This is a genomic window from Paraburkholderia sp. J63, from assembly GCF_905220245.1.
Lineage (GTDB): Bacteria > Pseudomonadota > Gammaproteobacteria > Burkholderiales > Burkholderiaceae > Paraburkholderia.
In genome coordinates this window covers 28,699-42,828 of sequence record NZ_CAJMZF010000048.1, presented here as the reverse complement: position 1 = coordinate 42,828, position 14,130 = coordinate 28,699, and the positions used below count along the sequence as shown (strand labels likewise).

The following is a 14,130-nucleotide window of genomic DNA, read 5'->3' as shown; positions in this document are numbered from 1 at the left end:
TAGAGGGAAGCATCGAGGAAACCCTGGCCAAACGGCGGGGCAGCGGCCGGCGCACCGCCGATTCGACTTATAATCCGCGGCACTACCTCTATTTGCCATCATGTCGTCCACCGCCACCCATTCCCCCAGCGCAGCCACCCTGCTCGCGCCCATCGCCAGTGACATGGAGCAGGTCAACCGTGTCATCCGGCAGAGTCTGGCGTCCGAGGTGATGCTGATCAACCAGATTTCCGAGTACATCATCGGTGCGGGCGGCAAGCGGCTGCGCCCGGCGCTGCTGCTGCTCGTGGCCGGCGCGCTCGGCGACCGGGGCGCGCATCGGCATGTGCTCGCGGCTGTCGTCGAGTTCATCCATACGGCTACGCTGCTGCACGACGATGTCGTCGACGAATCCGACCTGCGGCGCGGCCGCCAGACGGCCAACGCCCTGTTCGGCAACGCCGCGAGCGTGCTGGTGGGCGACTATCTGTATTCGCGTTCGTTCGAGATGATGGTGGGCGTGGGCAAGATGCGTGTGATGGAGATCCTCTCGGCGGCCACGACGATCATCTCCGAAGGCGAAGTGCTCCAGCTCCTGAACATGCACGACGCCGACGTCGACACCGGCCGCTACATGCAGGTGATCCGCTACAAGACGGCCAAGCTCTTCGAGGCGGCGGCGCAACTGGGCGCGGTGCTTTCGGGGGCGGATGCACGCACGGAGGAAGCCGCGGCCGAGTATGGCCGGCGCATCGGCACGGCATTCCAGATCATGGACGACTGGCTCGACTACACCGGCACGCCGGAGTCGATGGGCAAGAACGCCGGCGACGACCTGCGCGAAGGCAAGCCCACGCTGCCGCTCATCTGGCTGATCGAGCATGGCACGCCCGCGGAGGCGGCGCTCGCGCGCGAGGCGATCGAGCAAGGCGGCACCACGCGCTTCGACGAAATCTTCGCGGCCATCACGCGCTCGGGCGCGCTCGACCATACGCTGCAATGCGCGAAGGCCGAGGCCATGGCCGCGGCGGCCGCAATTTCGTCATTCCCCTCTTCCATTTATAAAGAGAGCCTGCTAGAATTATGTTCTTACTCGACGACGCGCCAGTCTTGAAGAAGACGAAGCAAGTCAGAAGAGTGAGTTGAAACGGGGTGTAGCTTAGCCTGGTAGAGCGCTACGTTCGGGACGTAGAGGCCGGAGGTTCGAATCCTCTCACCCCGACCAGATTTCAGAAAAAAGACCGTGCACGAGTTGCACGGTCTTTTTTTTCGTCCATTGGTTTTCTTCGCCTGCCGGAATGGCGATAAAGTCCGCAGGCCGGCGCCTTATCCGCATGGCTAACGCGCGTGCGAGGCACGCCAGCGCCGCGACACCCCTCTGCTATAGTTTCCGCATCCCTTTCCCCTCACTGTCTCGACGCGTGGACCATCTTCCCTTATGGGCGCAGATTTGCGCCGTCTTCGTCCTGCTCATCTGCTCCAGCTTCTTCTCCATCTCCGAAACGGCGATGATGGCGCTCAACCGCCATCGGCTGAAATACCTCGCGAACCACGGCACGCTCGGCGCGAAGACCACGCAGAACCTGCTCGCGCGCACCGACCTGTTGCTTTCGGTCATCCTGATCGGCAATAACCTCTTCAACACCATCATCCCGGTCCTGACCACCTCGATCGCGCTGCGCACATTCGGCCACAACAACCTCGTGCTCTCGGTCGCGACCGGCATCGTCGCGTTCCTCATCATCGTGTTCGCGGAGATCACGCCGAAGATCGTCGGCGCCACCTTCCCCGAGAAGATCGCGCTGCCGGCGAGCCTCCTGATCGCGCCGCTCATGCGCGTGACCAAGCCGCTTATCTGGTTCGTGAACATGTTCGCGAACGCCATTCTGCGCGTGCTGCACATCAACACGAGCAAGGCGCACGAGCAGCGGCTCTCGACCGAGGAGCTGCGCACCATCGTGCTGGAGTCGGGCAGCTTCATGCCCACCAAGCACCGCAGCATCCTGCTGAACCTGTTCGATCTGGAAAACATCACCGTCGACGACGTAATGATCCCGCGCCGACGCATCGAGGCGCTCGACTACGACGCGCCGCTCGAAGACATCCTCCATCAGCTCGAAACTTGCTATCACAACAAGCTCGTCGTCTATCACGGCGACATCGATCGTGTGTTGGGCGTGCTGCACGTGCGCAAGACGCTGGCCGGCCTGCACAACCAGGACTTCGAGCGCGAGACGCTGCGCGAGCTGCTTGCCGAGCCGTATTTCGTGCCCACCGGCACGCCTGTGTTCCAGCAGCTTCAGTATTTCCAGGAAAGCCGCCATCGCATCGCGCTTGTCGTGAACGAATATGGCGAGCTCGAAGGGCTCGTTACGCCCGAGGACATCATCGAAGAGCTCATCGGCGAATTCACGACCACCATGCCGCGCAGCGGCACCGGGCGCGGCGGCTGGAACGATCAGGGCGAGTGCATCGTGCCGGGCAGCATGCCCTTGCGCGAGCTCAATCGCTGGCTACATATCAAGCTGCCGACGGACGGCCCGAAAACGCTCAATGGCCTCATCCTCGAAGTGCTCGAAGAAATTCCCGAAGGCGATGTGTGTGTGCAGATCGGCGACGTGAAGCTCGAAGTGCTGCGCAGCGACGATCAGGCCGTGCGCACGGTCAAGATCTTCAAACCAGGCACGAAGCCGAATAAGGGTGCCAGTGCGCTGAACAAGGCGAAGAAGCTGTTGCCGGGACGTTAGCCATTCGGCTGAATGGCGCACACACTTGCGCCAGCCGATGATGAAGCCGTCTCTCGCTCACGGCGGCTTCGGGCCGGCAACCGATGTTTTCCATTCCTGATCGTTTTAGCGCACACGGCATGCGCGCCGTGCCCGCCATCGCCGCGCGCGTAACCGATGGCGCGGCTTCCGCCGACGGCGGCTCTCGCGCAAGCCTCGCTCCGCCCGCATCCGTTGCGCACGACGACGCGCCAGCCGTGCGCCTGCTCGCCGAAACGCTGCGCGAAGCCGCGCGGCGCAACGCCTCCGATCTGCACGTCGAGCCGCTCGAACATGGCTGGCGCATCCGCCTGCGTATCGACGGCGTGCTGCACGAAAGCGCGCGGCCACCCGCGCATCTGCGCGACGCGTTCGTCACGCGCATCAAGGTGCTCGCGCGCATGGACATTGCCGAGCGCCGCATTCCCCAGGACGGGCGCCTGCGGCTCGCGCCGCGCGGCGAAACCCAGGCGCACGAAGATTACCGCGTGAACTCGCTGCCCACGCTGCACGGCGAAAAGCTCGTGCTGCGCCGGCTCGAAGCGTTGCCATCCGATCTCTCGCTCGCCGCGCTCGGCCTCGACGAAGCGCAGCAGCAAACGCTCGATGCGGCGATCGGCGCGCCGCACGGGCTCGTGCTGGTCACGGGCCCGACCGGCAGCGGCAAGACGCTGTCGCTCTATTGCTTCCTGCAGATGCTCAACAACGCATCGCGCAATTTGTGCTCCGTCGAGGACCCCGCGGAAATTCAGCTCGCCGGCATCAATCAGGTCAACGTGCGCGAAAAGGCCGGGCTCACCTTCGCGCTCGCGCTGCGCGCGCTGCTGCGCCAGGACCCGGACGTCATCATGATCGGCGAGATCCGCGACGAAGAAACCGCCAGCGTGGCGGTCAAGGCCGCGCAGACCGGCCACCTCGTGCTCTCGACCCTGCATACGAACGACGCGCCCGCTGCGGTCGCCCGGCTCATCGACATCGGCGTGGAGCCGTATAACCTCGCCGCGGCGTTGCGGCTCGTCACGGCGCAGCGGCTCGTGCGACGCCTGTGTCCGCAGTGCCGCGTGAGCGCCGACGAATCGGCGGCAACGCTCAGCGCGGCCGGTCTCGATTATGAGCAGGACGAAACACACGAGGCCTCGCAGCCCTTTGTTGCGCGCGGCTGCGAGGTGTGCCACGGCATCGGCTACCGAGGGCGCATCGGCATTCATGAGGTGATGCCGGTCAGCGCCGTCATGCGCGACCTGATCGTCGCGCAACGCAGCGCGCACGAGATTGCGCGCCAGGCCCGCGCGGAAGGCGTGGCCACGCTGCGCGACGCGGCGCTCGCACGCGTGCGCGACGGCACGACGAGCCTCGCCGAAGCACTGAGTACGACGGACGCGCCAGCATGAGGCCCGCGCAGCCGTCATCGGACTGGCGCTTCGTCTGGCGCGGGCTCGACGCTGCGGGCGTTGCGAGAAGGGGCACGCTGATCGCGTTCGATGCGGCGGCAGCGCGCGGCGTGCTCCGGCGCGAGCGCATCACCGCCACGGTACTCGAGCGGCGCGGCCCGGCTCCGCGGCCGCGCACGAGCCAGGCGGATATCACGCGCTTCACACGCCAGCTCGCCAGTCTGCTGCGCGCCGGCCTGCCGCTCGCGAGCGCGCTCGAATTGCTCGCCCAGGCACCGGGACCGCGTGGCCTGCCCCGCATCGCCGCCGCGCTCGCGCGCGAGATCACGGCAGGCATGCGCTTTTCCGATTCGCTCGCGCAGCATCCTTCGCGATTCGGGCCGCTGTACTGCCAGCTCGTCGCGGTCGGCGAGGCGTCGGGCGCGCTCGCTGCCGTGCTCGCACGCATCGCCGACGATCGCGAGCGCGGCGCCGCGCAACGCGCCAAGGTGCGCGCGGCACTCACCTACCCGGTCGCGGTGCTGCTGCTCGCAGTCGGCATCACGGCAGCGCTGCTGGTCTGGGTCGTGCCCACTTTCAAGCAGATCTTCGACGGTTTCGGCGCGGCCCTGCCCGCCCCCACGCGGTTCGTGCTGAGGCTCTCGGCCGCCGCCGCGCGCTGGAGCGTACCCGCCGCCGGCTGTGCCGCCAGCGCCACGTTCGCCCTGCACGCGCTGTTGCGACGCTCCGAAGCGGCGCGCCTCACGTGCGGGCGCATCGTGCTCGCGCTGCCGCTCGCGGGCGCGCTGCTCACGACGCTGTGCGCCGCGCGCTGGAGCCGCGCGCTCGGCACGCTGCTCGCCGCCGGCACGCCACTGGCCGATGCCTTCGACTCGCTCACGCACGCCAGCGGCAACGCCTTCTTCGATCGCGCGAGCGCGGATATCAGCGCGCGGCTGCGGCACGGCGAGCGGCTCGCCTCGGCCATGCGCTCGGCCGGCTGCTTTCCCGCGGACGTGGTCCAGCCAGTTGCGGTCGCCGAGGAATCGGGCGCGCTCGACGCCATGCTGCTCGACGTGGCCGCGCTCGCCGACCGTCAGGTGGACGAAAAGATCGCGCTCGTCGCGAGCCTGTGCGAGCCGCTCGTGATCGTGGTGCTCGGCGCGCTGGTCGGAGGCCTCGTCGTCGCCATGTATCTTCCCATCATTCAACTCGGCAACGTGGTGTAGCATCGCTGCCAGATTACGGTTCTCCACTCATGTCCGCCCTCCTTTCGTCCGTTGCTGCGCCCGCATCTTCCATGATGGATTCGACCGTCTCCGCGGCATCGTTTGCATCGGTGGCGTCCATCGACACGGCCGCCTCCTTCGCTGCCGCACTGGGCGCGCTGCCGCCCACAATGCTGATGGGCTTCGCGATCGTGATCGGTCTTGTCGTCGGCAGCTTCCTGAATGTGGTCGTGCATCGACTGCCGATCATGCTCGAGCGCGCGTGGCGTGCCGACGCCGCCGAGGCATTCGGCCACGCGCCCACGAGCGACGAGCGATTCACTGACGACATCGCAAACGTCAATGAGAACAGCAACGCGCACGACGGCCTCCCAGCCCGCTACAACCTGTGGCTGCCGCGCAGCGCCTGCCCGCATTGCGGTCATGTGCTACGCGCATGGGAGAACATTCCCGTCGCGAGCTGGCTCATGCTGCGCGGCCGCTGCTCGCAGTGCGGCACGCGCGTGAGCGTGCGCTATCCGCTGATCGAACTTGCCGGCGCGGCGTGCGCCGCCAGCGCGTTGCTCGCGTTTGGCCCTACGGGCAAGGCGCTTGCTGCGTTCGCGCTGTGCGCGACACTCATCGCGACGAGCGCCATCGACCTCGAACATCAACTGCTGCCCGATGCGATCACGCTGCCACTGATCTGGGCCGGCCTGCTCGTGAATTTTGCGGAGACCTTCACCGATCTGCACGCCGCCGTGATCGGCGCCGTGGCAGGCTATCTCGCGCTCTGGTCTGTCTACTGGCTGTTCAGGCTGCTGCGCGGCGTCGAAGGCATGGGACATGGCGACTTCAAACTACTCGCCGCGCTCGGCGCCTGGCTCGGCTGGGCCGCGCTGCCGCAGATCGTCGTGATCGCCGCCGTCACGGGCGCCGTGGTGGGCCTCGCCGCCACCTTGAGCGGACGCATGCGCTTCGAAGAACCGCTACCCTTCGGGCCGTATCTCGCGGCCGGCGCACTCGTCACGTTGTTTGCGGGCACACCGATTTATGCCGTTTTTGCAGGGGGGAATTGATCGATGATTGCGGTCGGATTGACTGGCGGTATCGGCAGTGGCAAGTCCACCGTCGCGGATCTGTTCGCGGCGCGCGGCGTGCCGCTCGTCGACACGGACGTGATCGCGCACCGCATCACCGCGCCGAACGGCATTGCCATGGCCACGATCGCTTCGCAATTCGGCCCTGAATTCGTCGCCGCCGATGGCTCCATGGACCGCGCCCGCATGCGCGCGCTCGTGTTCGGCGATGAAGCGGCGCGCAAGCGGCTCGAAGCCATCACGCATCCGCTGATCCGCGCAGAAACCGAACGCGAGACGCGCGAGGCCAACGGGCCCTATGTGATCGTGGTGGTGCCGCTGCTCGTCGAATCCGGCAGCTGGAAAACGCGCGTCGATCGCGTGCTCGTCGTGGATTGCAGCGTGGAAACGCAAATCGCGCGCGTGATGCGTCGCAACGGCTTTACGCGCGAGCAGGTGCTCGCGATCATCGCGCGCCAGGCCACGCGCGAAGCCCGCCTCGCGGCCGCCGACGACGTGATTGTCAACGATGGCGCCACGCTCGAAGCACTCGTGCAGGACGTCGAAATGCTGCACGCGCGCTACCTCGCACTGTCACGCGCGTAACGAAGGGTAAAAGCGCTGGTCAAACCGCATGCCGCGCGCGCGGCAACGGGGTTCACCGTTTCGCGGCGCAGGGCCGCGGCATTCATCGGGAAAAAAGCCCTGAATCGGGCACGTACGCGGGCAAAGTGCGCGTGGTGCGCGATTGCGACCGCAGACTCGCGGCATTAGAATGTCCTGCAAATCCTTTATCGACCACGTCCGAGGCGAGCGCGCTTGATTCTTTACGAGTATCCCTTCAACGAGCGAATCCGGACGCTGCTGCGCCTCGAAGATCTTTTCGAGCGCTTCACGTTTTTCCTGACCCAGGAGGATCCGAGGGAACATCACGTCGCGCTCACGACGCTCTTCGAAATTGCGGAAGTTGCTGGCCGCGCCGACCTCAAGTCGGACCTCATGAAGGAACTCGAAAGGCAACGTCAGACGCTCGCACCGTTCCGCGGCAATCCCGGCATCGAGCAGAACGCGCTCGAAGCCGTCCTTGGCGAAATCGAGCAGACGCTCGCGGGTCTCACGCAGATGCAGGGCAAAACCGGCCAGCATCTTGCGGACAACGAATGGCTCACCAGCATCCGTAGCCGCGCGATCATTCCGGGCGGCACCTGCAAGTTCGACTTGCCTTCGTATTACGCATGGCAGCAGTTGCATCCCGACCAGCGCCGCCAGGATATCGCCAAGTGGGTCACGCCGCTCCTGCCGCTGCGCGACGCAGCGAGCATCGTGCTGCGTCTCGCGCGCGAGTCCGGTCAGGCATCGAAGGTGATGGCCATGCAGGGAAGTTATCAGCAAATGCTCTCGGGCCGCACGTATCAGCTCATGCAGGTGCGTGTGGCACCGGAATTGCACGTCATTCCCGAAGCGAGCGCCAACAAGTACATGCTCTGGGTGCGCTTCACCGTGCAGGACGGCGATCTGCGTCCGCGCGCCGTCGATCAGGACGTGCCGTTTCAGCTCACGCTCTGCAGCCTGTAGTACAGCCTGCCAAGGCACGCGAATTGCGCGCCTGCTGAAGCGCTGCGTTTTTTGCCAATCTCGGCGTCGCCATGCGCGGCGGCGCCCAGTCACCAACCGTTCGACCGAATGATCTCCGTTGTCAAATGTCCGACCTGCGGCAAGGATGTCCGCTGGGTGCCGGAAAACCGCTTCCGCCCGTTCTGCTCCGAACGCTGCAAACAGATCGATCTCGGCGCCTGGGCCGCCGAAAAGTATCGGATCGGCGGCAACGAGGAAGACACACCGCCGGACGACGAAGCGCCCCCCACGGATACGCGCCAGTAAGCGCGTCTGCCGCCACTCGCCCATTCACGCGAGACGAAAAAAAAGCCGCTGCACGTTTTCTCGCGCAGCGGCTTTTGACTTTCTATCGAGGCAAGGCTCACTCCGCCGCCAGCCACTCCAGCACAGGAATGGTTGCGGGCAAGAGCGGCTCGACGCTCGCGGGCAACGACTGCCAGACGAACGCCTGGCCCTCGCGGCCATGCGGCTCGCCGTTCCATTCCGTCACCTTGCAGAAGTAGAGCCGCACGTAGGCATGCGGGTAGTCGTGTTCGAGCGTGTGCCACAGATGGCACGCTTTCACGTCGATACCGAGCTCCTCGTGGAGTTCGCGCGCGAGTGCGGCCTCGACCGATTCGCCCTTTTCCAGCTTGCCACCCGGGAATTCCCAGTAGCCCGCGTAAGGCTTGCCTTCGGGACGCTGGGCCAGCAGATAGCGGCCGTCGGGCTGCACGAGCACGCCCACGGCCACTTCCGTCACCGGGCGTGCCGGCGCAGCCGGGTCCTTCGCCTGATCGCTCGTGCCGTTCATGCCACTCATGCCGTTCCCGCCTCCTGCGCCTTCTTGCCCGACCAGTCGCGCGCGAATTGCCACGCCACGCGGCCCGAGCGCGAGCCGCGCTCCAGCGCCCAGACGAGCGCGTCGCCGCGCGCCGATTCGACTTCGGCGTCGTCGCAGCCGAAGTGGCGCAGCCAGTGGCCGACGATCGTCAGATAGTCGTCCTGCTTGAACGGATAGAAGCTCACCCAGAGGCCGAAGCGCTCCGAAAGCGAAATCTTCTCTTCCACCACTTCGCCCGGATGAATCTCGCCGTCGGGCATGTGCTTGTACGACTCGTTGTCGCTCATGTACTCGGGCAGCAGATGGCGGCGGTTCGAGGTCGCGTAGATCAGCACGTTGTCGCCCTGCGCGGCTACGGAGCCGTCCAGCGCCACCTTCAGCGCCTTGTAGCCCGACTCGCCCTCTTCGAACGAAAGGTCGTCGCAGAACACGATGAAGCGCTCGGGGCGCGTCGAAATGAGGTCGACGATATCGCCGAGATCGTGCAGATCGTCCTTGTCGACTTCGATCAGACGCAGGCCGTCTTTCGCGTAGGCGTTCAGGCAGGCCTTGATCAGCGACGACTTGCCGGTGCCGCGCGCGCCCGTCAGCAGCACGTTGTTCGCGGGCTTGCTCTGCACGAACTGGCGCGTGTTGCGGTCGATGAGGTCCTTCTGGCGGTCGATGTTCTGCAGGTCGTCGAGCGAAATCGTCGAGATGGCCGGCACCGGCTGCAGAAAGCCGCGCCCCTGGCGCTTGCGCCAGCGAAACGCGACTGCCGCACTCCAGTCGACTTCGGGCGCAGCCGGCGGCAGCACGGCTTCAAGGCGGCTGAGCAGCGCTTCGGCGCGGGTCAGAAACTGTTCGAGCTTGTCCATGGAAATCGAGCTTGAAATCAGGAATCGCGGTCGAGAACCGCGATCGGGTTCATGGTCGGGAGCGTTCAGGAGCGGTAATCGGCGTTGATGCTCACATAGTCGTGCGAAAGATCGCAGGTCCAGACGGTAGCCTGCGCATCGCCGCGGCCGAGCAGCACGCGAATCAGGATCTCACTCTTCTTCATCACGCGCTGGCCGTCTTCCTCGCGGTAGTCGGGGTTACGCCCACCGGCCTTGGCGACGAGCACGTCGTCGAGATAGAGGTCGATCTTTTCGACGTCCAGATCCGTCACGCCCGCATAGCCGATGGCGGCCAGAATGCGGCCCAGGTTGGGATCGGACGCGTAGAACGCCGTCTTCACGAGCGGCGAGTGGCCGATCGCGTAAGCGATCTGGCGGCACTCGGCCACGTCCTTGCCGCCTTCGACCTGCACGATCATGAACTTGGTCGCGCCTTCGCCGTCGCGCACGATCAGTTGCGAGAGCGTTTGCGCGACTTCGGTCACGGCGTCGCGCAGTGCGGCATAGGCGGGCGAATCGGTCGAGGTGATCGCCGGCAGGCTCGACTTTCCCGAGGCGATCAGGATGAACGAGTCGTTGGTCGAGGTGTCGCCGTCGATCGTGATGCAGTTGAACGAGCGGTCGGCCACGTACTTCACGAGTTCGTCGAGCACCGGTTGCGCGACGTTCGCGTCGAACGCGAGGAAGCCGAGCATGGTCGCCATGTTGGGCTTGATCATGCCCGCGCCCTTGCTGATGCCCGTGAGCGTGACCGTGTGGCCGTCGATCGTAACCTGGCGCGACGCGGCCTTCGGCAGCGTGTCGGTCGTCATGATTGCCTGGGCGGCGTCATACCAGTTCGCGGCCTTGCGGTTCGCGAGCGCGGCGGGCAGGCCCGCCTTCAGGCGCTCGATCGGCAGCGGCTCCAGGATCACGCCGGTCGAGAACGGCAGCACTTGCTCAGGCTCGATGCCCGCGAGGCGCGCGAGCTCGTCGCAGGTTTCGCGCGCGTTCACGAGGCCCGGCTCGCCGGTGCCCGCATTCGCGTTGCCGGTGTTGATGACGAGCGCACGAATTCCCTTGCCGCCCGCGCGCACCTTCGCGAGATGCTCGCGGCACACCGTCACCGGCGCGGCGCAGAAACGGTTCAGCGTGAACACGCCCGCGACGCTCGCGCCTTCATCGACGGAGATCACCAGGACGTCCTTGCGGTTGGGCTTGCGGATGTTGGCTTCGGCCCAGCCGAGCGTCACGCCGGCGACCGGATGAAGTTGTGCGGGATCGATCGAGGGGAAATTGACAGCCATGGTGGCGACCTGTCGAAAAGGCAATGCCGGCCGCGGCATCTGTCAGCCGGGCCGGCATTGGGACATTCAAAACGTAAGGCCCGCGTACGCGATGCGGGCCACCGGAATCAACGGTCAAGCCGCGTCATGCGGCAAGCGGTGCGAGCCGTGCGCAGCGAAGCGCCGGGCACGCGCCGCCGCGCCCATCACGAGATCTTGCCGTGGCACTGCTTGTACTTCTTGCCGCTGCCGCACGGGCACGGATCGTTGCGGCCGACCTTCGGCACACCCTGGCCGTCCGGCGTGGCAGCGTGCGCGTGCGTCATCGCCGCGCCCACCATGGCTGCTGCGGCGTCCGCGGCGGGTGCCGCCGCTGTCGGCGCGCCATCGGCACTTGCCTCGGCTTCGGCGAATTCGGCGTGACGGAACTCGACGTTCTCCAGATGGCTGCCCTGCTCGTCCAGCTGGTCGGCGGCTTCTTCGAGTTGCTGCGGCGACTGGATCTGCACGTTCATGACGATGCGCGTGACTTCCGTCTTCACGGAATCGAGCATCGCGGCGAAAAGCTCGAACGCCTCGCGCTTGTACTCCTGCTTCGGATTCTTCTGCGCATAGCCGCGCAGATGGATGCCCTGGCGCAGGTGGTCGAGCGCCGCGAGGTGCTCACGCCAGCTGCGGTCGAGCGTCTGCAGCATGACCGAGCGCTCGAACGCACTGAACGATTCGCGGCCCACGAGCGCGACCTTCTGCTCATAGGCTTCGTCGGCGGCGGCGAGCACGGCTTCGAGAATCTCATCGGCGTCGATCGATGACGACTCGTTGATCATCTCCTGAATCGCGAGGTCGAGCTGCCACTCGTTGCGCAGCACTTCTTCGAGCTCGGGCACGTCCCACTGCTCTTCGATGCTGCCGTGCGGCACGTACTGACGCACGATGTCCGTGATCACGCCATGACGCATCGCGCCGATGGTTTCGGTGATGTCGTGCGCTTCGAGCAGTTCGTTGCGCTGCTGGTAGATCACCTTGCGCTGGTCGTTCGAGACGTCGTCGTATTCGAGCAGCTGCTTGCGGATGTCGAAGTTGCGCGCTTCGACCTTGCGCTGCGCCGACTCGATCGAGCGCGTGACGATGCCGGCCTCGATCGCCTCGCCTTCCGGCATCTTGAGACGGTCCATGATCGCGCGCACGCGGTCGCCGGCGAAGATGCGCAGCAGCGGGTCTTCGAGCGACAGATAGAAGCGCGACGAGCCCGGGTCGCCCTGGCGGCCCGCACGGCCGCGCAGCTGGTTGTCGATACGGCGCGACTCGTGGCGCTCGGTGCCGATGATGTGCAGGCCGCCCGCGGCCTTCACCCGATCGTGCAGCGTCTGCCATTCGTCGTTGAGCTGCTGGATGCGGCGCACCTTTTCGTCGGCGGGAATGGCATCGTCGGCTTCGATGAACGCAGCCTGCTTCTCGACGTTGCCGCCGAGCACGATGTCGGTCCCGCGACCGGCCATGTTGGTGGCGATCGTGACGCGCTGCGGACGGCCCGCCTCGGCGACGATCGCCGCTTCCCGCGCGTGCTGCTTCGCGTTGAGCACCTCGTGCGGCAGACCGGCCTTGGTCAGCAGGTTCGAGAGCAGCTCCGAGTTCTCGATCGACGTCGTGCCGACCAGCACCGGCTGACCGCGCCCGTAGCATTCGTGAATGTCGCGGATCACCGCGTCATAACGCTCCTTGGCCGTCTTGTAGATCTGGTCCTGCTTGTCGAGGCGCTTGGGCACGCGGTTGGTCGGAATCACGACCGTTTCGAGCCCGTAGATCTCGTTGAATTCGTACGCTTCGGTGTCGGCCGTGCCGGTCATGCCCGACAGCTTCGCGTACATGCGGAAGTAGTTCTGGAACGTGATCGACGCGAGCGTCTGGTTCTCGCTCTGGATCTTCACGTGCTCCTTCGCTTCCACGGCCTGGTGCAGGCCGTCCGACCAGCGGCGGCCGGCCATCAGGCGGCCCGTGAATTCGTCGACGATGGTGACTTCGCCGTTCTGCACCACGTAGTGCTGGTCCTTGAAGAACAGCGTGTGCGCGCGCAGCGCGGCGTACACGTGGTGCATCAGCGTGATGTTCTGCGCGGCGTAGAGGCTCTCGCCCTGGCCGATCAGGCCCCACTCGGCGAGCATGCGCTCGGCCTTCTCGTGGCCCGATTCCGTGAGGAACACCTGGCGCGCCTTTTCGTCGAGCGTGTAGTCGCCCGGCTTTTCGACGCCCGTGCCGTCGGCCTTCTCTTCGCCGATCTGGCGCTCGAGCAGCGGCGGCAGCGCGTTCATGCGCACGTAGAGCTCGGTGTGGTCTTCGGCCTGGCCCGAGATGATGAGCGGCGTACGCGCTTCGTCGATCAGGATCGAGTCCACTTCGTCGACCACGGCGAAGTTCAGCGCGCGCTGCACGCGCGCCTCGGTCTCGTAGACCATGTTGTCGCGCAGATAGTCGAAGCCGAACTCGTTGTTCGTGCCGTAGGTGATGTCCGAGGCGTAGGCTTCCTGCTTCATGCCGTGGTCCATCTGCGACAGATTGATGCCGACGGACAGGCCCAGGAAGTTGTACAGACGCGCCATCCACTCGGCGTCGCGCTGCGCGAGGTAGTCGTTCACCGTGACCACGTGCACGCCACGCCCCGAGAGCGCATTCAGGTACACGGGCAATGTGGCGACGAGCGTCTTGCCCTCGCCCGTGCGCATTTCAGCGATCTTGCCGTAATGCAGCACCATGCCGCCGATCAGCTGCACGTCGAAGTGGCGCATCTTCAGCACGCGCTTGCTGGCCTCGCGGCACACGGCGAACGCCTCGGGCAGCAGCTCGTCGAGCGACGTGCCATTGGCCACGCGCTCGCGGAACTCGGCCGTTTTCGCGCTCAGTTGCTGATCGGTGTATTGCTCGATGGTCGGTTCGAGCGCATTGATCGCCACGACCTTCTTCTGATATTGCTTGATCAGGCGCTGATTGCGGCTGCCAAAGATTTTCTGTAAGAAACCGGTGGTCATCGGATCGGTGTCTGCGTCGCGGCTTCGGCCGGGATTCCTGCGCAGTTCGCTTGCGGCTCTTGAGCACCCGGATTGGACCAGGTTTGCAAACGATACTCGCGCCACGCACCCGGATCGGAAGGA

12 protein-coding genes and 1 tRNA gene are annotated in these 14,130 nt (G+C 65.6%); 9 read left to right on the top strand and 4 right to left on the bottom strand.

Going from position 1 to position 14,130, the window contains the following annotated elements:
* The first annotated feature begins 100 nt into the window (after positions 1-100).
* The 9 genes from U5775_RS33085 (at position 101) to U5775_RS33045 (ending at position 8,282) form a co-directional block, all read left to right on the top strand.
* Entirely contained in the window at positions 101-1,093 is a 993-nt protein-coding gene (locus tag U5775_RS33085) for a polyprenyl synthetase family protein (RefSeq protein ID WP_322062343.1), read from the top strand.
* Between the two features lie 34 nt (positions 1,094-1,127).
* Positions 1,128-1,204 (top strand) — tRNA-Pro (locus U5775_RS33080).
* A gap of 196 nt (positions 1,205-1,400) precedes the next feature.
* Complete coding sequence (locus U5775_RS33075) at positions 1,401-2,726, top strand: HlyC/CorC family transporter (RefSeq protein WP_322062342.1); 1,326 nt, start codon at positions 1,401-1,403, stop codon at positions 2,724-2,726.
* 119 nt (positions 2,727-2,845) lie between these two features.
* On the top strand, positions 2,846-4,135 hold the full coding sequence (locus tag U5775_RS33070) for a GspE/PulE family protein (protein WP_322062360.1): 1,290 nt from the start codon (positions 2,846-2,848) through the stop codon (positions 4,133-4,135).
* Positions 4,132-5,343: a type II secretion system F family protein gene (locus tag U5775_RS33065; protein WP_322062341.1), complete on the top strand. Its 1,212-nt coding sequence runs from the start codon at positions 4,132-4,134 to the stop codon at positions 5,341-5,343. The genes U5775_RS33070 and U5775_RS33065 overlap by 4 nt, the downstream gene beginning before the upstream one ends.
* A 71-nt stretch (positions 5,344-5,414) precedes the next feature.
* Positions 5,415-6,401 carry a prepilin peptidase gene (locus tag U5775_RS33060; RefSeq protein ID WP_415913710.1) on the top strand — a complete coding sequence of 329 codons (987 nt, stop codon included), beginning with the start codon at positions 5,415-5,417 and terminating at the stop codon, positions 6,399-6,401.
* Positions 6,402-6,404: 3 nt separating this feature from the next.
* Positions 6,405-7,007 (top strand): dephospho-CoA kinase, encoded by a 603-nt coding sequence (gene coaE, locus U5775_RS33055; protein ID WP_322062340.1) that lies wholly within the window; start codon positions 6,405-6,407, stop codon positions 7,005-7,007.
* Between the two features lie 213 nt (positions 7,008-7,220).
* A complete protein-coding gene (zapD, locus tag U5775_RS33050) occupies positions 7,221-7,976 on the top strand; it encodes a cell division protein ZapD (RefSeq protein WP_322062339.1) in 756 nt (251 codons plus the stop codon).
* A gap of 108 nt (positions 7,977-8,084) precedes the next feature.
* On the top strand, positions 8,085-8,282 hold the full coding sequence (locus U5775_RS33045) for a DNA gyrase inhibitor YacG (RefSeq protein ID WP_322062338.1): 198 nt from the start codon (positions 8,085-8,087) through the stop codon (positions 8,280-8,282).
* Between the two features lie 97 nt (positions 8,283-8,379).
* Here the strand turns inward: U5775_RS33045 and mutT are convergent, their stop codons facing one another.
* From mutT to secA, 4 genes are all read right to left on the bottom strand, one after another.
* The gene (gene mutT / locus U5775_RS33040; protein ID WP_322062337.1) at positions 8,380-8,820 is read right to left on the bottom strand and encodes an 8-oxo-dGTP diphosphatase MutT; all 441 of its coding nucleotides are present in this window, start codon (positions 8,818-8,820) and stop codon (positions 8,380-8,382) included.
* Positions 8,817-9,698 carry an ATP-binding protein gene (locus U5775_RS33035; protein WP_322062336.1) on the bottom strand — a complete coding sequence of 294 codons (882 nt, stop codon included), beginning with the start codon at positions 9,696-9,698 and terminating at the stop codon, positions 8,817-8,819. Before U5775_RS33035 ends, mutT begins: the two co-directional genes overlap by 4 nt.
* A gap of 65 nt (positions 9,699-9,763) precedes the next feature.
* The gene (argJ, locus tag U5775_RS33030; protein ID WP_322062335.1) at positions 9,764-11,005 is read right to left on the bottom strand and encodes a bifunctional glutamate N-acetyltransferase/amino-acid acetyltransferase ArgJ; all 1,242 of its coding nucleotides are present in this window, start codon (positions 11,003-11,005) and stop codon (positions 9,764-9,766) included.
* A gap of 185 nt (positions 11,006-11,190) precedes the next feature.
* Entirely contained in the window at positions 11,191-14,007 is a 2,817-nt protein-coding gene (gene secA / locus U5775_RS33025) for a preprotein translocase subunit SecA (RefSeq protein WP_322062334.1), read from the bottom strand.
* Between the last annotated feature and the right edge of the window lie 123 nt (positions 14,008-14,130).

Excerpts from the sequence above, each read along its gene's own strand:
- coaE (WP_322062340.1), top strand. The coding sequence starts at position 6,405 with ATGATTGCGGTCGGATTGACTGGCGGTATCGGCAGTGGCAAGTCCACC.
- mutT (WP_322062337.1), bottom strand. The coding sequence starts at position 8,820 with ATGAGTGGCATGAACGGCACGAGCGATCAGGCGAAGGACCCGGCTGCG.
- U5775_RS33085 (WP_322062343.1), top strand. The coding sequence starts at position 101 with ATGTCGTCCACCGCCACCCATTCCCCCAGCGCAGCCACCCTGCTCGCG.
- U5775_RS33060 (WP_415913710.1), top strand. The coding sequence starts at position 5,415 with ATGATGGATTCGACCGTCTCCGCGGCATCGTTTGCATCGGTGGCGTCC.
- U5775_RS33065 (WP_322062341.1), top strand. The coding sequence starts at position 4,132 with ATGAGGCCCGCGCAGCCGTCATCGGACTGGCGCTTCGTCTGGCGCGGG.
- U5775_RS33070 (WP_322062360.1), top strand. The coding sequence starts at position 2,846 with ATGCGCGCCGTGCCCGCCATCGCCGCGCGCGTAACCGATGGCGCGGCT.
- U5775_RS33035 (WP_322062336.1), bottom strand. The coding sequence starts at position 9,698 with ATGGACAAGCTCGAACAGTTTCTGACCCGCGCCGAAGCGCTGCTCAGC.
- argJ (WP_322062335.1), bottom strand. The coding sequence starts at position 11,005 with ATGGCTGTCAATTTCCCCTCGATCGATCCCGCACAACTTCATCCGGTC.
- secA (WP_322062334.1), bottom strand. The coding sequence starts at position 14,007 with ATGACCACCGGTTTCTTACAGAAAATCTTTGGCAGCCGCAATCAGCGC.
- U5775_RS33045 (WP_322062338.1), top strand. The coding sequence starts at position 8,085 with ATGATCTCCGTTGTCAAATGTCCGACCTGCGGCAAGGATGTCCGCTGG.